The 18,138-nt window shown below is 40.0% G+C and carries 14 protein-coding genes and 1 tRNA gene; 7 read left to right on the forward strand and 8 right to left on the reverse strand.

Annotated features, from left to right (window positions below; all coding sequences use genetic code 11):
- Positions 1-32: 32 nt before the first annotated feature.
- Positions 33-1,289, reverse strand: coding sequence for an NAD(P)/FAD-dependent oxidoreductase (locus ACQQ5U_RS03865; RefSeq protein WP_437395625.1), 1,257 nt, complete (start codon positions 1,287-1,289; stop codon positions 33-35).
- Positions 1,290-1,422: 133 nt separating this feature from the next.
- Between ACQQ5U_RS03865 and ACQQ5U_RS03870 the strand changes: the two genes are divergently transcribed.
- The gene (locus ACQQ5U_RS03870) at positions 1,423-2,979 is read left to right on the forward strand and encodes a M28 family peptidase (protein WP_437395626.1); all 1,557 of its coding nucleotides are present in this window, start codon (positions 1,423-1,425) and stop codon (positions 2,977-2,979) included.
- A gap of 121 nt (positions 2,980-3,100) precedes the next feature.
- On the opposite strand, the gene ACQQ5U_RS03875 is transcribed toward ACQQ5U_RS03870, so the two are convergent.
- A tRNA-His gene (locus ACQQ5U_RS03875) sits at positions 3,101-3,176 on the reverse strand.
- A 372-nt stretch (positions 3,177-3,548) separates the two neighbouring features.
- On the opposite strand from ACQQ5U_RS03875, the gene ACQQ5U_RS03880 reads away from it, so the two are divergent.
- Positions 3,549-5,519, forward strand: coding sequence for a tetratricopeptide repeat-containing sensor histidine kinase (locus tag ACQQ5U_RS03880; RefSeq protein ID WP_437395627.1), 1,971 nt, complete (start codon positions 3,549-3,551; stop codon positions 5,517-5,519).
- Here ACQQ5U_RS03880 and bshB1 read toward each other — a convergent pair whose 3' ends face one another.
- From bshB1 to ACQQ5U_RS03895, 3 genes are read right to left on the reverse strand one after another with little or no spacing between them, the layout of a single operon-like run.
- On the reverse strand, positions 5,520-6,242 hold the full coding sequence (gene bshB1 / locus ACQQ5U_RS03885) for a bacillithiol biosynthesis deacetylase BshB1 (protein ID WP_437395628.1): 723 nt from the start codon (positions 6,240-6,242) through the stop codon (positions 5,520-5,522).
- Between the two features lie 6 nt (positions 6,243-6,248).
- Positions 6,249-7,418 carry a trans-sulfuration enzyme family protein gene (locus ACQQ5U_RS03890; RefSeq protein WP_437395629.1) on the reverse strand — a complete coding sequence of 390 codons (1,170 nt, stop codon included), beginning with the start codon at positions 7,416-7,418 and terminating at the stop codon, positions 6,249-6,251.
- Positions 7,419-7,454: 36 nt separating this feature from the next.
- Complete coding sequence (locus ACQQ5U_RS03895) at positions 7,455-8,864, reverse strand: MATE family efflux transporter (protein WP_437395630.1); 1,410 nt, start codon at positions 8,862-8,864, stop codon at positions 7,455-7,457.
- A 235-nt stretch (positions 8,865-9,099) separates the two neighbouring features.
- On the opposite strand from ACQQ5U_RS03895, the gene ACQQ5U_RS03900 reads away from it, so the two are divergent.
- Positions 9,100-10,395, forward strand: a complete 1,296-nt coding sequence (locus ACQQ5U_RS03900) for a M14 family metallopeptidase (RefSeq protein ID WP_437395631.1) — start codon at positions 9,100-9,102, stop codon at positions 10,393-10,395.
- A gap of 1 nt (position 10,396) precedes the next feature.
- Here the strand turns inward: ACQQ5U_RS03900 and ccsA are convergent, their stop codons facing one another.
- On the reverse strand, positions 10,397-13,570 hold the full coding sequence (gene ccsA / locus ACQQ5U_RS03905; protein ID WP_437395632.1) for a cytochrome c biogenesis protein CcsA: 3,174 nt from the start codon (positions 13,568-13,570) through the stop codon (positions 10,397-10,399).
- Positions 13,571-13,703: 133 nt separating this feature from the next.
- Here ccsA and ACQQ5U_RS03910 point away from each other — a divergent pair, with 133 nt between their 5' ends.
- The 3 genes from ACQQ5U_RS03910 to ACQQ5U_RS03920 are packed head-to-tail and all read left to right on the forward strand — an operon-like array spanning position 13,704 to position 15,562.
- A complete protein-coding gene (locus ACQQ5U_RS03910) occupies positions 13,704-14,465 on the forward strand; it encodes a Rossmann-like and DUF2520 domain-containing protein (protein WP_437395633.1) in 762 nt (253 codons plus the stop codon).
- Complete coding sequence (locus ACQQ5U_RS03915; RefSeq protein ID WP_437395634.1) at positions 14,449-14,976, forward strand: KdsC family phosphatase; 528 nt, start codon at positions 14,449-14,451, stop codon at positions 14,974-14,976. Before ACQQ5U_RS03910 ends, ACQQ5U_RS03915 begins: the two co-directional genes overlap by 17 nt.
- Positions 14,969-15,562, forward strand: coding sequence for a Maf family nucleotide pyrophosphatase (locus ACQQ5U_RS03920; protein WP_437395635.1), 594 nt, complete (start codon positions 14,969-14,971; stop codon positions 15,560-15,562). The genes ACQQ5U_RS03915 and ACQQ5U_RS03920 overlap by 8 nt, the downstream gene beginning before the upstream one ends.
- Here the strand turns inward: ACQQ5U_RS03920 and ACQQ5U_RS03925 are convergent, their stop codons facing one another.
- Both ACQQ5U_RS03925 and ACQQ5U_RS03930 read right to left on the reverse strand, forming a co-directional pair.
- Positions 15,563-15,793, reverse strand: coding sequence for a ferredoxin (locus ACQQ5U_RS03925; protein WP_288931371.1), 231 nt, complete (start codon positions 15,791-15,793; stop codon positions 15,563-15,565).
- On the reverse strand, positions 15,793-17,037 hold the full coding sequence (locus tag ACQQ5U_RS03930) for a peptidase U32 family protein (protein WP_437395636.1): 1,245 nt from the start codon (positions 17,035-17,037) through the stop codon (positions 15,793-15,795). Before ACQQ5U_RS03930 ends, ACQQ5U_RS03925 begins: the two co-directional genes overlap by 1 nt.
- Before the next feature lie 115 nt (positions 17,038-17,152).
- Between ACQQ5U_RS03930 and ACQQ5U_RS03935 the strand changes: the two genes are divergently transcribed.
- Positions 17,153-18,100 (forward strand): septum formation inhibitor Maf, encoded by a 948-nt coding sequence (locus ACQQ5U_RS03935; protein ID WP_437395637.1) that lies wholly within the window; start codon positions 17,153-17,155, stop codon positions 18,098-18,100.
- Positions 18,101-18,138 lie beyond the last annotated feature (38 nt).

The following is an 18,138-nucleotide window of genomic DNA, read 5'->3' on the forward strand; positions in this document are numbered from 1 at the left end:
CACATATCATGCCGCAATCAGCAATAAAATTATCAAAATTTGCGATTAGGGTTGAATGGTGAAATATCCATGGAAGGTTTGTTTCCGGAAATAAGTTCGGTAACTAATTTACCGGTTGCCGGTCCCATACTCCATCCCATCATGGCGTGGCCTGTTGCAATAGTCAAATTATCCATATTTTTTGGCCTACCAATGTATGGAAGTCCATCGGGAGATACAGGGCGAAGTCCACATTTTGCATTGCTTTTGGCTTCTTGTGGGATTTGAAGCCCTCTGTAGTATCCCTCAACTCCTTTTGCTATAGCCTCTACCCTTTCCTTTCGGATAGTATGGTTTATTCCCGAAAACTCCATGGTCCCCGCAAAACGGGTAAACCCTTCCATAGGAGTCACTGCAATCTTTTTTTCCATCAAAATGGCGGGCATGGTAATATTTGTAGGTTCTTCTACATTGACCCTATACCCTTTCCCTGCCTGTAGCGCCAATTTTAGGTTTAGTTTTTTTGAAAGATTTGATGTCCAGGATCCTGCAGCAAAAACAACTTCATCAGCCTCGTGGTATCCTTTTTCCGTTTGTACTTTGGTAATCTTTCCTTCTGAAACAGAAATATCGGTTACTGCTTCATTTTTGTGGATCAACACACCCATTTTGTCCAGATGTTCCACCAACTTTTTCATAATCTGAGGCGGAGTGGTATGTCTATCGCATTCCCATAGTATGGCACCTTCGGCGTTGAAATCCACATTGGGTTCAATTTTCTTTAATTCTTCCTTAGAAAGATGTTTACCTATCAGGCCCATTTTCGCAGCCTCTTCCACCACCTCCATTTCGTGATCTCTGGCCTTTTCCGTCTGATAAACCATCATTAACCCCTTATCACCTATTTCAAAGTCTCCTAAATCACCGGAAGACTTGATGCCTTCATACAATTCCCTACTTAAAAGATTGATATCCCTGATCACAGGCATAGCTTGCTTCACTTTGGCTTCGGTGGAGGATTTTTTAAAATACCATGCCCATTTGATAAAGTCCGGGTCCAATCTGGGTTTCATATAAAATGGGCTTGAAGAATTGAACATATATTTCAATCCCTGTGTAATCATTCCTGGTGAAGCCAAGGAAACAATATGGCTCGGAGTAAGGTATCCTGCATTTACAAAAGAGGCTCCGGATGAGATATCGGATTTGTCGAACACTCTGACCTGATGCCCTTCTTTCTGTAAAAAATATGCAGTGGAAAGTCCAACTATGCCTCCCCCAACTACAATAACACTTTTGTTCTTGCCCATAGCTATAGGTTTATGGTATCCTTTAAAAGAAGCGCCAAGATACATAAAGGGCTGGAAAATGTTAATGTACTTATTGGGATTTCTTTATCAAACTTTTGACTATTTTTGGGAGATTTTGAAAACTAATACACGAATGAAAAAACTATCCTTATTGGTGCTGGGTCTAGCCTTCGCCTGTAATTCCTCTCAGAAAACGGTAGCAGAAGCTCCACAACCCAAACCTTTGGTAGATCCAGTTCCTTATGCGGAATCCATTACTCAAGATGACCTAAAGGAACATTTATACACTTACGCCTCCGATGAGTTTGAGGGTAGGGAAACCGGCACACCTGGACAGAAAAAAGCTGTTGAATATATCACCTCTCAATATGAGTCTTTGGATATTCCTCCGGCCAAAGCAGATAAAGAATATTTACAAAAAGTTCCATTAGAAGTCTCAAAAGTACCCCAAGGTAGCTTAGCCATCAACGGTACATCTTTTGAACTTGGTGAAGAAGTTTTGACATTTTCTGAAGCTATCGGAACCTATAACAGTATTGTGTATGTCGGTTATGGAATTGAGGATGGTGATTATTCCGACTATAATGGGATTGATGTACAGGGTAAATTTGTACTCATTAAAGCGGGCGAACCTGTTGACGCCAATGGAGTCTATACCATTACGGGAAATATGGAAAAATCCATTTGGAGCAATGCATCCGAAGCCGTAAATAAGAAAAGGGATACTGCTCTTGCAAAAGGAGCTAAAGGAGTACTTTACTATGATATGTTGAGTTTTCCCAGATTTCAAGGCTATTTTGAGTTTATGAAGAGCAATAACAGCGGCAGAATGCAATTGGCATCAAATAGTGATAAAGGAATTCTTATCTACTTAGGTGACACAGCAGCAAAAACCCTAAAAAGTGATATCGAAGAAGATAACGTTCCCAAAACAATTTCTACGGACATCAAAATGAATATTACCAGTGGAAATGATGAAATAAGCTCTGAAAATGTTGTTGCACTTATTGAAGGGACAGAGAAACCAAATGAATATGTGATCATCTCTTCGCACTTGGACCATATCGGTATTACCTCTGGTGGACAGATAAATAATGGAGCTGATGATGATGGTTCTGGAACAGTTGCATTATTGGAGATTGCACAAGCATTTAAAAAAGCTGCGGATGCAGGTAATGGACCCAAACGTTCCATAGTTTTCTTACATGTTACCGGGGAAGAAAAGGGTCTTTTGGGTTCAAGGTACTATACCGATGTTGATCCTGTATTTCCTTTGGAAAATACCGTTGTGGACCTTAATATTGATATGATCGGACGAATAGACCCTAACTATACCGGGGCAAGAAACTATCTTTATCTTATTGGTTCCGATAAACTAAGTACAGAATTGCACAATCTGTCTGAAGAAGTAAATCAAAAGTATACCAATATCGAGTTTGATTATACCTACAATGATGAGAACGACCCGAACAGGTTTTACTACAGAAGTGATCATTACAACTTTGCCAAAAACAATATTCCGATCATATTCTATTTTAACGGTACCCATGCTGACTATCATAGGCCTGGAGATACTCCTGACAAAATTAATTATGATTTGTTGGAAAACCGTGCCCGTCTTATTTTCTACACAGCTTGGGAAATAGCAAACAGACCAAGTCGATTGGTGGTAGATAAAGCTGCGGATTAATAAATAAAACTAACCTGCAAAGAATAAAGAGCCCTTATAAATAAGGGCTCTTTATTTTAGTAGTAGCTCTTGAAAACAAAAAAAATCCCAAACCATTCGGCTTGGGATTTTAAAAACTTAAGGGTGGAAGACCGGGTTCGAACCGGCGACCTCTGGAACCACAATCCAGCGCTCTAACCAGCTGAGCTACAACCACCATTTAAAGCGGATGCAAAAATACTTTTTTGTAATGATTCAACCAAAATATTTTTCAAATTCCGTTGATTAAAATATCCATTGCTTTTTTTTGGTACAATCAGCAGCTTGCAACTAGCATAAAACCAAAGCTGTACAATTTACCGATAAAATGCACGTTTTTAAGACCAAGCACACATTTTTGAGCATTTCACAACATTTAATTCTCCAAAAGGTGCCACAAAATTATTTTTACAATAAATATTTTCAACTTAGTGTTGTCAGAAAAAAACCTCATTCTAAATTGTAAAACCTCGCTTGTACATTTTGTACTTTGTGTGTTTACGTTTTGTATATCCCTACCTATACTGGCGCAATCCAGCAAAAGAGACAGTTTGGCATATAAGTTACAACGCTTGGAGTCCACCAATAGATTTAACCCAAAGGACACTACCCACATTAATCTCTTAGTTAGATTAGCCTTTTCCTATAGATATTTGGATGCCGATAGTCTTTATTCGGTTGCGGAAAGAGTTTTGGAATATAGCAACGACATTGGGTATACCTATGGAAAAATAAAAGGACTGGATGCCCTTGGAAACTATTATTATAGTAAAGGAGACCGAAAAAAATCAATGCCCCTGTTCAAAGAGGCACTGCAATTGGCAAAGGAAATCGGTGATATAGCATGCGAAGTTTCCATTATAAATACACTCGCCCAAAACTATAGTTTTGAAGGAAATTATGCCGACGCATTAAATTGGAACCTTAAGGGAATTGATTTGGCCAGACAAATTGATAATCAACAAATGCTTTCGATACTCAATGAAAACATTGCCGGATTATATGCTGACCAAAAGGATTTTAAAAATGCCCTGATGTTCTACGATACGGTTCAAAAAATAAATAGAAAACTGGGGAATGAGGTAATCGATGCAGAAACACAAAGCAACATGGCATCGCTCTATAAAGATGCCAAAGATTTTAAAAATGCGATGTTCAACATCAACCGAAGTATAAACACTTTTGAGGAAAACAAAATTTACGATTGGCTTGCCTATGCCTACGAGGTTAAAGGAGATATTTATTTAGACCAAGAAAAGTTTAAATGGGCTTTATACTGGTACGATCAGAGTAATATGCTCTTTAAACACCAAATTGAGGACGATAGAATTAAAATCCAGTTGTTGAACGGCATGGCAAAGGTGTATTTTGGATTGGAAAATGATAGCCTTTCTTTAGAGTACGCTGAAAAAGGACTTGCCCTTTCCAAAAAAATAAAATCGCTCCAAGGCCAAATCGATTGCTCAGAGACACTATATAAGGTTCACAAAAAAAATGGCGACGATTCCGAGGCATTGGCCTATTTGGAAACCTTTAAAACATTGTCCGATTCCCTGTTTAAGGATAAGAATAAACAAAGTTTATCGCTTTTAGAAACCAAATTGCATTACGAACAGGAAAAACAGGAACTGATAGAAGCCAACCAAGAGGCTCTTGCCAAACAGCGGAACTATATCTATTTCTCCGTAATTATCCTTCTAATCCTTAGTATCATAACCTTTGTGATTCGAAGGAGTGAAAACATTCAGAAAAAACTTAACAAAGAACTTAAGGTGAAATCTCAGGCTGTGATTCAACGCGAAGCACAGCTACATGAAATCAATAAAACCAATACCAAACTATTCTCCATTATTGGCCATGATCTTAGAGGTCCAATTGGTGGTTTACAAGGTATTCTTAAAATGTTCACCGATGGTGAAATCACCACAAAGGAATTGGTCTCCTTTATTCCTAAACTAAAAACGGATGTAGAGAATATATCCTTCACCTTGAACAACCTTTTATCTTGGGGCATGAATCAACTTAATGGTGTGGTTACCAAACCTAAGCGTGTTTCCTTATCGTACATTGTTGTGAACAACATACAATTGCTGTCGGAGATTGCAAAAAGTAAGTCCTTAAAGATAATCAATCAACTTCCAGACAACCCAAGGATATGGGCAGATAACAATCAAATTGACATTGTTATCCGAAACCTCCTAAGCAACGCCATAAAGTTCACTCCAGAAAATGGTCTGATCACAATTGATGCCGAGGAAAAATCAGGGATGTGGCAAATATCCGTGCGTGATACCGGAATTGGCATGACCGCTGAAATGCAGCGCACCATTTTTAAGGACTCCTCCAATGTTACTACCTATGGCACCAACAACGAAAAAGGTACGGGCCTAGGCCTTTCACTCTGTAGGGAAATGGTACTTAAAAACAAAGGTGAAATCTGGGTGGAGAGTATTCCACGCAAAGGAACCACGTTCTTTTTCACAGTCCCTAAAGCCCAAAGCAGGTATCAAAAAGCTTCTTGATTATATTAAATCGTCCAAGCTGTCCACACCAGCGTATCGCTCTACAGTAAAACCTTCCGCATACTCCACTCCAATAATTCTTCCCAGGTCCCTAGCTCTATAATTTATACTATCGGTAAAGTTTTTACTGCTGATGGGCGTTTCTGGCTCATCACTATTTGGGTCATAGAATTGGGAGCTATATGCCATAATCGCTTCTGTCTTCTTTTCGATATAACCAGATACATCAACAGCAAAATCAGGCTCCAGATTTTTCCATTGGATATAATGATAAACTACTTTGGGCCTCCAGGCCACTTGCCATTGGTCGTCCCCATCCATTTTGGTGTCAATTTTCATCAGCCCACTCAAAAAACAGGCATCGCTAACTAGTTTACTGCCCCTTCCATGATCAACATGGCGGTCATCAATGGCATTGCACAGTACAATTTCTGGCTTGTATTTTCTAATGATTTTAATGAGCTCCAGTTGATGTTCTTTATCGTTTACAAAGAAACCATCGGCAAATTCCATGTTTTCCCGAACAGCAACCCCCAAAATTCCCGCGGCCTTTGCTGCTTCTTTATCCCGAATTTCCGCAGAACCACGTGTACCGAGTTCCCCACGGGTCAAATCAACAATTCCCACTTTTTTTCCTTTGGAAACTTCCTTTGCAATGGTGGCACCTGCCCCAAGTTCGGCATCATCTGGATGTGCGCCGAACACTAAAATGTCTAATTTCATATACTTTTAAGCCGTAACGGTCATGGATTTTACTTTGGCTATCGCCTGTTCAATATCCACTATTAAATCTTCTGTCTCTTCAATTCCCAAGGAAAAACGAATCAATGAATCTTTTATCCCTTGCTTTGCCCTATCTTCTGGACTCATCAAAGCGTGCGAGGTTTGTGTAGGCGAAAGCATTGTACTTTCTATACCCGCCAAACTCATGGAAGGTTTTATCAATTTCAATTCCTTGAAAAATAAAGATGCATCTATTTCTGATGTCAATTCAAACGACAACATACCTCCAAAACCTGACATCTGCGATTTGGCCAACTCATGCCCTGGATGACTTTCCAGACCAGGATAATACACATTATCCACATCATTATTCTGATTTAGATATGTAGCCATCTTCATCGCATTCTCATTTTGCGCCTTCACCCGGATTACCATGGTTTTTAAACTTCTTTCCAAAAGCCAAACCGTATAATCACTCAAACTCCCCCCAAAACAAATTCCTGTTTGCCATACCTTATCCATATGCTCTTGTGATGCGGCAACCACACCGGCACAAATGTCGGAGTGACCTCCCATATATTTTGTCGCGCTGTGCACCACCACATCAATACCAAGATCAATTGGGTTTTGGTTGACAGGACTCGCAAAGGTATTGTCGATCATAGACAGGATTCCTTTCTTTTTTGCCAAATTTGCCACTCCTTTTACATCGGTTATGGTCAATAAAGGGTTTGATGGTGTTTCCAAATACAACACTTTTGTGTTGGGCTTGATTTCTTTTTCAAAATCTTCCACTTCCCATCCTGTGGTAAAGGAATATTCAATTCCAAATCTTTCAAATTGGCTTACGGCAAAATGATAGGTTCCGCCATAAATGGTCTGTTGCAGTACCACATGATCCCCTTTTTGCAAAAAAGTCATCAATGCAGTACTGACAGCAGCCATGCCACTACCAAAAATCAAAGCGGCCTCGGCATGTTCCAAGGCCGCCAGTTTTTTACATAATGCTTCCTGATTGGGCGTATTGAAGTATCTAGGATACCTTTTTACGTCTACGTCTTCAAATTGGTAGGAGGTGCTCATATACAATGGTGAAACAGCTCCTTTGAACTCCTTATCCTCCAACTCCCCTACGTGGGTACAAATAGTATTTAGTCCTTTTTTATCATTATTCATGATGTTTCTTCTTTTAGGATAAAGATACGAAACCCATCATACTTGGACTTTCTTCCATTTGCCTTTTTTAAACCAAAAAATGGCCAATACCGCTAACAAAACTTCGGCCAATGTAATGGCTATAAATACACCTATTTCACCCCAACCCAAAACTATGGCCGAAACATAGGCTATTGGCAGTTGAAACATCCAAAAAGAGATGAAATTAATCTTTGTAGGTGTTCGTGTATCCCCGGCCCCATTGAATGCCTGACTTACCACCATGCCATAAGCATAAAAAATATACCCTGCGGCAATAACCTGAAGACAAAGCGCCCCACTTTTAACCACGGCAGGGGTTGCATTGAACCAAGTGATGATACTTTTGGCAAAAAATAGATAACCCAAGGAAACCACACCCATAAATATAGCATTGTATTTACCCGTTTTCCATACCGAAATAGCAGCTCTATCGGGTTGTTTGGCCCCAAGGTTTTGACCAACCAAGGTAGCTGCGGCATTGCTCATACCCCAAGATGGCATTAAAGTGAACATCATTACCCGAATGGCAATGGTGTAGCCTGCCAAAACTTCGCTACCAAATTCGGACATGATTCGCATAAGGAAAATCCAACTGGAAGTGCCGATCAAAAATTGGGCGATTCCACCCAAAGAAACCTTGATCAAATTGATCATCACCTTTAGGTTCAGTACCAGATCTTTGGCCATCAATTTTATCTTGCCCCAACCAAAGAACAGGATCCCTAATTGAAAAATTACTGCTGTTCCTCTGCCAATATTGGTTGCAATCGCTGCCCCCATAACACCAAATTCCGTTATAGGTCCAAAGCCAAAGATGAACATGGGGTCTAAAATAATATTGAGTCCATTGGAGAGCACCAATGCCCACATGGCAATAGATGCATTCCCAGCACCTCGAAAAATGGCATTGATCAAGAATAACAACACCACTGTAATATTACCACCAATCAAAAATTGGGTATAGCCGTAGCCTTCTGCAATTAAATCCGGTTCCCCGCCCATTAAAGCCAAAATATCCTTAGCGTAAATGATTCCAATTATTCCTATTAAAACCGAAATCACAACTCCCAAACTAATGGCTTGGACCGCTGCGATTCGGGCACCATCCACGTCTTTCTCGCCAATTCTACGAGCAACTACAGCCGTAGCGGCCATACTTAACCCGATCGCCAAGGCGTACACCAAAGTGATTACGGATTCAGTTAGCCCAATAGTCGCCACAGCATTAACGCTTACCTTGGAAACATAAGCTATGTCCACCAAGGCGAAAATGGATTCCATGAGCATTTCCAAGATCATGGGGATGGAAAGCATAAAAATAGCCTTACGAATGCTTCCTGTGGTAAATTCTGTTTCTTTACCAGAAATAGCTATCCAGAAATACTGAATAAATTTTTTAAATGTATGTGTATGTTGATGATTCATTATCAAAGAATTATGTGTGAGAAAAGTGTTGAAATGTCAGCTAAACCGAGAAGTATTTCGGTTACTTGATTTGCCCCAAGCCAAAGGTGACATCTATCGCGTACATAATTCTTATAACTTCATGATGATGCAAATATGCAAAAAAATCCGATATAATATTGATAATTTTTTATTTACTACTTCATTCGTTGTTCCTACCTTCGTAACCAAACCAACTCTAAATAATTCAAAAACCATGCGTATTAAAAGTTTGATTGCCATTGGAATACTGTTTTCCATGGTGCTTACATCATCCTGTAAAAAGAACACAGAAACTGCTGAAACTGAAAAAAAATCAGGTTATCAAGGTCAAGGAAAAAGTCCTGTTGTACCAACGGTGGACAAGCCTATCCAAAAACAATGGAAAGGAATTTGGGCCTTTAATGACAGTACTACATTTTTTTCCAATAAGTTTGATGGTGCCCGTTTGAATGGCGTAGCCTACGACGGCGATGACCACTATACGATTTGGGTGACGGCGGAAAACACTCCCATAAATGTCAGTCCTTGGTATGCCTTTCAAGTTTGGTCCAAAGAGCCCCGGGATATTACGGTTCAGCTCAATTATCAAGATTCGAGAAGTAGGTATTATCCAAAAATCAGCACCGATGGTAGAAATTTTAAACCTATCGACAGCATCAATTTTAAGGCCATTAATCCTGGAGAAGGTGATTTTGGAATAAAAGCTGCTCCAGAATCTGCAGAACTGACCATAAGTGTAAACGAAAATCCAACATGGATTACTGCGCAGGAACTTTACACCTCTTCGGTGGTGAAAGAATGGGTGGATTCCTTAAGTCAAAAAACATATATTGAAAATTATCCCATTGGTCTTTCCAAAGAGAACAGAACCATGTACTTGATGGAAATCAATGAAAATAAAGAAGCTAGAAAGGGCTTGATGATCATTTCCAGACAGCATCCACCTGAAGTTACAGGATTTTTAGCCATGAAGTCTTTTATTGAAACCATTTCAGGTGATTCGGAACAAGCCAAGAAGTTTAGACAAGAGCATACAGTATTTGTAGTGCCATTGATGAATCCCGACGGAGCGGACAATGGGCATTGGCGACATAATATGGGCGGTATTGACCTGAACAGGGACTGGCAAAACTTTAATCAGCCTGAAACTAGAAATGTTCGTGATTTCCTAGTAGAAAAGGACAAGGATTATGAGTTTGTTTTCGGAGCTGATTTTCATTCCACTTGGGATGACATCTACTACCCCATTGATACTACGGTAACAGGTGAAAAAGGAAAAATTGTCTTTGACTGGATTGAGAACATTAGCGAAAGGTTACCTCAAAAGAAAACCAACATTAGCGCTTCCGATGAGATTGACCCGACCATGGTTTCCAGTAAATACTTTTACGTGCACCACGGAATGCCTGCCATTGTATTTGAGTTGGGCGATAACACTTCAAGACCTTTCCTAAAAGAAAAAGGTAAGGTAGCCGCAGAAGAAATCATGAAACTTTTAATGGAAGAATAGTTTATTTTTTGGCGTAGTGCACTTTGTAGCGCCAAAAACTTATTCCACCTAAAATAAAGACCCCAAGTACAGTATACCATACAAAGCTTGGGGTTATTACTTGGTCTCCACTTGCATAACTGTGCAGCCCGACCAAATAGAAGTTTACTCCAAAATAGGTCATCATAATACTGGCATAGGCCACAATACTGGCAAAATTGTATACCCACTTGCCACGAAGACCCGGAACCAATCGCATGTGCAGAACAAATGCATAGATCATAATGGAGACCAATGCCCAAGTTTCTTTGGGATCCCAACCCCAATAACGTCCCCAGCTCTCATTGGCCCATTGGCCGCCCAAAAAGTTACCTATGGTCAACATTACCAAACCTGCAGTAAGTGCCAGTTCATTGATAACCGTGAGTTCCTTGATATTGATGTCCATTCGATTTTTGTTCTTTTTTGTAGTAAGCACCATCAGGAGCAGGGCGACCACACCCAAAATCATCCCAACGGTCAATGGTCCATAACTTCCCACAATTACGGCTACGTGGATCATCAGCCAATAACTGTCTAAAACAGGCTGCAAATTGGCAATAGCCGGATCCACCCAACTTTGATGCGCAACCCACATTAACATGCAAGTCACAAAAGCACTGGAGGCTATGGTCAACTCACTCTTTCTACCAAGTGCCAATCCAATGCCCATCGTTGCCCATGCTACGTAAAGTATACTTTCATAGGCATCACTCCAAGGGGCGTGGCCAGATATGTACCAGCGTAGAATCAAACCTATGGTATGCCAAATAAAGAATATGATAATGGTGCCTTTCAACAGATATGCAAAGGCATCCAGGAACTTTCTTTCCTTAAAAATCTTGGCAATCAAAACAAAAAACAATAGCAAACCGACTATAGCGTAGTACTTGTACAAACGATTGAAAAGGTCCAACTTGTTGTAAACAATCTCGGTTTTTATCTTGTTTTCCGAAGGCAATACCTCTTCTCCATGATTTTTCTGGTTCTGTTTGAAGGCTTCCAGCAATCTGTCTGGTTGGGAATAATCCCCTGAATTGATCGCTTGTTGTAAGGAGTTCAAATAATAGGGCATTGCGTTTTTAATGAAATTGGCATAGAGCGAATCCTGAACTTGATATTCTCCACCACGATACTCTACGGCAGAAATCCATTTGTTGTTCTCATCGTTCAGCAGGGGAAAAATCTTTACTATTTGCCCACTCAATGCAATGTCCAATAAACTTAGCCGCTCCCCTACTTTTTTAAAGTCCTTTTCAAATTTATTTGGATTGGCCTTGGACGTTGCCTTCTCTAAAAAAGGTCGAAGTTTATAACTTCCCTTAGCATCAAAAAAGTCAGTTGCCTTAACAAATTTGGTGTTTTTGGGAACACCAATAACCTTGCGAATACTATCATTGCCTTTATTGCCCAAAGCAATAATGTCAGCAGTGTACCAAACCCCAGGGTTCAACATCATGGAAAGAAACACCTGATTAGCGGAAAGGTCTTTATATTTGTCATCCCCACTCAATCTTCGCAACAATTCGGAAGCGAAGGTGTTTACGGGTTTCATTCGACCGTTTTGATCTTGGATTACCAGTGCACCAAACTTTTCGGCATGTTCCTTTGCTACAGTAGTCGCTTGGATTACGGAGTCAATTTGGGCTTGGGTAGGCATCGAAGCATGTTGATGACTGTCATCTGTTTCCTGTGCATTTGCCGATACAAGGGCGAAGAAAAGTGCAATTGTTGTCAATGCAGCTTTCTTCTCCTTTATTTTCTCTAGCATGACCTGTAAATCCCTAAAACGGGTTTTACCAAAGAACATAATACCCATTAATCCAATATAAAGTAGAAAATAGCCGATATAGGTAATCCAGGTACCCCACCAATCGTGGTTTACGGAAAGAACCGTTCCCCGCTCATCGGGATCAAAACTGGATTGGAAAAAACGATATCCTTGGTGATCCAAAACATGATTCATGTAAATATCATAATCAAAAGGTCGGTTATCATGTACAGTGACCTTGCTCATAAATGAAGCATAGCCAGCTTCGGTTCCTGGGTATTTTTCTGCGATAAAGTCGTTCAACTCAATGGAAAAAGGAAGTTCATAAACTTTGGAACCATAACTCAATGAAAAATCCAATCCGCCTACATTAATTTTATCGGAGAAATTCGAGGTTCCTTGGCTTCCCAATAATTTGACTTCCTTGGCTTCTCCATTGGCGGAAATGGAAACGATCAGTGCATCTTGAGTAGCTTTTGTGATTTCCTCATCGGGTACTTTAACAATACCATACCTACCTTTTACCAAAGGTTCAGGAACTACAAATTGCATGCCTCCCATAGTATAAAGCGAACGTAATTGTAATGGTTGAATGCTATCACTGGCCACTTCGCCTTGGAATTGGTCCGCCATTCGCATAAAGTTACCCTCAAAGGGAGATTCTATACGGTAACCGTTCTCGTCATCATAAAAAATATTGACGGCACCTTCGGTTTCATTGTTCAGGGCAAAAAGAATGTTGTGGACACTGGCAATTTTGCCATTTTCCAGATAATGTTCATGGCGCTGTCCATTGCCCGCTTCCACAATCTGCAAGTATTCATTTCCATTTTCATCTGGAATCAAACCCTTTTCTGCTCCTTTGATGAAATCCACATAACTGATGGTAAACGGTTGCCCATTGAAATCGGATTTCCATGGCAAGCTGGAACGCTTTCCTTCGGGCGTTACCAAAATATCATCCTCCAATACCCTTCTTTTGGTTTCCCCGTTGATGTCCCCATCAACAAAAGCGGTCAAAAAGGTTTTGTCCGAATAAAATACTTTCTCCGTTGCACCTTCCCTTATCGGCATCCGTCCTTCGAAACTGATGTAACGGGTCACAAAAGCACCTATTATGATGAGAATCCAAGAAAGGTGAAGAATAAGTACGGGCCACTTTTTCCATTGTAACAAACGATAACGGTATATGTTTCCGAAAAAATTGATCATAAAAAATACCATAATGGACTCGAACCATGTGGTGTTGTAAATGTAAATTCGTGCGGTTTCTGTACTATACCAAGTTTCCACAAAGGTTCCCATGGCCAATGCAGCTGCAAAGACCAAAAATAGAAGAGCCATAAGTCTTGTGGAAAAAAGTGTTTTCTTAAGAATATCGATCATGGAAATTCGGTCTACTTTCGGGTCGCAAAAATACGGCCTTTTTAGAACTTACACGTTTTCTTCAGGTATAAAAATCAAACAGATTTGTTAATTCTTACTACCCTGCATCAACCCTAAATTTGTAGTTTTGGGCATGCTCAATATTGTAATTTTAGGAACTGGAAACCTGGCCAAACACTTCTACTCGGCTTTTTCAAAAGCTGATAATGTTGATGTGGTGCAAGTTGTGGGTCGAAATCAGAAAGAATTACAGCGATTCTCCAAACATTCCAATATTTCCAATGATTTTGATAACATTACTGATGCCGATGTTTATTTAATCGCGGTAAAGGATGATGCCATTACAGAAGTGTCCAATTATTTAGCGAACAAAAAAGGTATTGTAGTCCATACCTCGGGAGCTACGGATTTAAATGCAATAAAGTCCAAAAACAGAGGTGTTTTTTATCCTCTGCAAACCTTTACCAAAGGTAAAACGGTAGATTTTGGTTCCATCCCTATTTGTATCGAAGCAGAAGAAAAAAACTCTTTGGAAACCTTGCGTAACTTGGCAAAATCCATTTCTAAAAACGTGCACCATATTGACTCGGAACAGCGAAAAAAATTGCATCTTGCAGCCGTTTTTGTGAACAACTTCACCAATTACCTCTATAGTGTTGGCGAAGAACTTTGTTTGGAAGAAGGACTCTCTTTTGATTTATTGAAGCCTTTGATTTTGGAAACTGCCGAGAAGGTTTGGACCATGTCACCAAAGGAAGCACAAACGGGTCCAGCACGCCGAAATGATATCAAAAGCATGGAAAGTCATCTAAAGCTTCTGAACAAAAAAGAACATATTACACTCTATAAATTATTGAGCCAAGCCATAAAACAAGACCATGAAGAAGAACTATAAAGAGCTTTTAAGTAGTATTACCACCTTTGTTTTTGATGTTGATGGTGTTTTTACCGACGGAACAGTATTGATTACTACCGACGGTGAACTTCTACGAAGAATGAGTGTTAAGGACGGTTACGCCCTGAAAACTGCCATAAAAAAAGGGTATAACGTATGTATTATCACGGGAGGTACCAATGAAGGGGTGAAAGAACGCTTAAAAGGTCTTGGCGTAACCGATTTTTATATGGGCGCCCACCACAAAGAAGAGCCTTTGGAGGAATATTTGGACATTCACGGTATAGACCCTGAAACTGTAGTTTATATGGGTGATGACGTACCCGATATACCCCCGATGAAAATGGTGGCACTCGCCACTTCCCCGCAAAATGCCGTACCAGAAGTTAAAGCCATTTCCGATTATGTTTCCCACAAAAATGGTGGTGATGGCTGTGTTCGTGATATTATTGAACAGGTCTTAAAGGTTCGCGGGGACTGGAACGATAATTTTAGCGCCAAGAATGACTAAAAATCCACTCAAAGAAAAACTGAAGGACAAAAAAATTATTTTGGGCTCTGGTTCGCCAAGACGTAAAATGTTTTTAGAAGAGTTGGGTCTCGACTTTGAGGTACGGCCTAAATCCGTAGAAGAAGTTTATCCTGATGAATTACAGGGGCAAGAAATATCGGAATATTTGGCAAAGCTCAAAGCCATACCGTTCATGGAGGAATTGGAAGACAATCAAATTGTGATTACATCTGACACCGTGGTTTGGCACAACAACACTTCATTGGCCAAAGCAGCCGACAAAGCTGAGGCGTTTGAAATGCTTCGGACCCTATCTGGTGATTGGCACGAGGTAATTACATCTGTTTGTTTTACCTCAAAAAACTCCCAAAAGACCGTTAGCAGCATTACCAAGGTAAAATTGAAAGATTTCTCGGATGAAGAAATCAACTACTACATTGAAACATGCCAACCATTTGACAAAGCTGGTGCCTATGGTATTCAAGAATGGATCGGGATGATCGGAATCTCTGAAATTCAAGGTTCGTACACCAATGTAGTTGGGCTCCCCACCCATTTGGTCTATCAAACCTTGATGGAACTTTGATCAAGTTCGTTTAACTGAAATGATTTTTACAGGGCAGGCTTTGGAAGCTTGTTCGCAACTATCATAAATCCCTTCATCATGCGATTTTATGGTATGGAATCCTTTTTTGTTCTGGGAGTGCAATAAAACGGATTTTCCATCTTTTTTGGACATGGCAAACTGCTCTGGCGCCATCTCCACACAATAGTTACAGCCAATACATTTTTCGCGCTGAAGCGTAACAACCACCATTAAGCCTCGACCTTATTTTCCACGATTTTGTACAATTTGTCCGAAAGACGGATTCTGAAATCCAAAGGAATGGTTACCGAATCGCCTTTTTTGGCAGTGGATAGTTTAGCATCGTTCACCAACATTTCGGTCACTTTCATTTCTTTGGCTCCCGTGGTCGGGCCAGTTACCAAAATGGTATCTCCTATTGAAATATCGTATGCTTCAATAGTAAATTCCCCAATATTGCTTTTAGGAAAGAAATGAGCTCCTTTTCCAATGTAAACTTTCTTTTGTGTGGCCGAAGAACCAGGAATTTTACTCCATTCCCCCAATTTTTGTCCCAAATAGTATCCGCTCCAAAAACCACGGTTGTACACTTTTTCCAATTCCTGCATCCAGGTAATCACCTTTTCTTTATCATAATTGCCCTCATACAAGCTATCCAAAGCTTGGCGATAACATTTGATCACTTTGGCCACATATTCGGGAGCGCGTCCCCTACCCTCTATCTTTAGAACTTTGATACCAGCATCGGCCACTTGATCTAAGAAATCGATGGTACACAAATCTTTTGGGGACATAATGTACTCATTGTCCAGCTCCATTTCAAAGCCCGTTTCTTGATCAATAACCGTGTATTTTTTACGGCAGTTTTGTTTACAAGCCCCTCTGTTGGCAGACGAGTTATAGGAATGTAGACTCATGTAGCATTTGCCCGAAACGGCCATGCACAAAGCTCCATGCCCAAACACCTCAATCTCCACTAAACGACCCGATGGCCCTTTAATTTGTTCTTTTTCTATTTGTTCAGTAATCTTTTTTACCTGACGCAAACTCAACTCTCGACTCAACACCATGGTATCGGCAAACAGGGCATAGAACTTTACGGTTTCAATATTAGTGACATTAATTTGCGTTGAAATATGTACCTCTAATCCCAATTCCCTTGCAGAAGCAATTACCGCTTGATCCATCGCAATAATGGCTGTCAAACCAACTTCTTTGGCTTTCTTCAACAAGGTTTTGACAATGGAAAGATCGTGGTCGTAAATAATAGTGTTAAGAGTAAGATATGTCCTCACCCCTTTTGCGTTGCATCGCTTGGCAATCTCGGGAAGGTCGTCCAAGGTAAAGTTCATAGTGGCCCTTGCCCTCATGTTCAACTGTTCCACACCAAAATATACCGAGTCCGCACCATTTTCCAATGCTGCTTGTAAGGATTCGAAATTACCCGCAGGCGCCATTAACTCAATCTGTTGCATACCAAAAAAGTTTAACTTCCGAAATATTTTGCAAAACTACATTTTTCCGTGTATTCGAAAAAGTTAAGTATATTGATATAAAACGACTTATTTATAAGTCTAAATAATTGTACCCATGAAACCTTCTATACTAACCTTCAATACTTCTTTAATAGCGATAATGTCTTTCTTAACTGTAGGATGCATTCAAAATGGCAAGACAGAATCAACAGTTGATACCTCTACCCCTCGTGAAACCAAAAGGAAACCTCCCAAAAAACAGCTGACAGAAGATTTTAAAAAATACTGGTATGCCGGTGATGCGGAAATAACTTCGTACAAGTTGGAACAGGCACGATATGGAGAACTTCGCGATGGCCATGCTGTGTTAATTTACGTTACGGAACCCTTTTTGCCCGAGGAGCAAGTGAAGGCGAACGGGAACAACCCCGAAAACATATCAGTTTTAAAACTAAATGCCACCAAAAAGTTTTTGACGGGGATATATCCCTACTCCATAATGAATAGCACTTTTTATCCGGTTTATGATAATCAACACGCCATAAAGACTAGCTTATCGGTACAGGAATGGTGTGGACATGTGTATTCACAACTCAACAATCGTGAAAAATTTGAGTTTACGTCACATTCCTATTTTGAAGGTGAGGCCGACCAAGCGTTTTCTATAGAAAAAACAATATTGGAAAATGAAATCTGGAACAAAATCCGTGTTAATCCAGAGAATCTTCCTTTGGGTGATATTATTGTGATTCCCTCGTTGGAATTTCTTCGTTTAAGACATAAAGAATTGAAAGCCTATCAAGCCAAAGGAAGTATTTCATCAAAAGATGGGATAACCAATTACTCCTTATATTATCCAGAACTGGAACGTACGTTGACCATTAACTTTACTTCAGACTTCCCGTACTCCATTGAAAGTTGGACAGAAGAATTTAAAAGTGGATTTGGTCCAAATGCAAAATCAATGATGACATCTGCATCAAAAATTAAAACCTTAAAAACAGCATATTGGGGTCAACATGATAACAAGGATCAAATTTTAAGAGATAGTTTAGGTTTATAACACCAATGAATGGCTATGTTAAAACTCTTCTAAATAAA

The sequence above is a fragment of the Flagellimonas lutimaris genome (genome assembly GCF_051494225.1).
Lineage (GTDB): Bacteria > Bacteroidota > Bacteroidia > Flavobacteriales > Flavobacteriaceae > Flagellimonas > Flagellimonas lutimaris_A.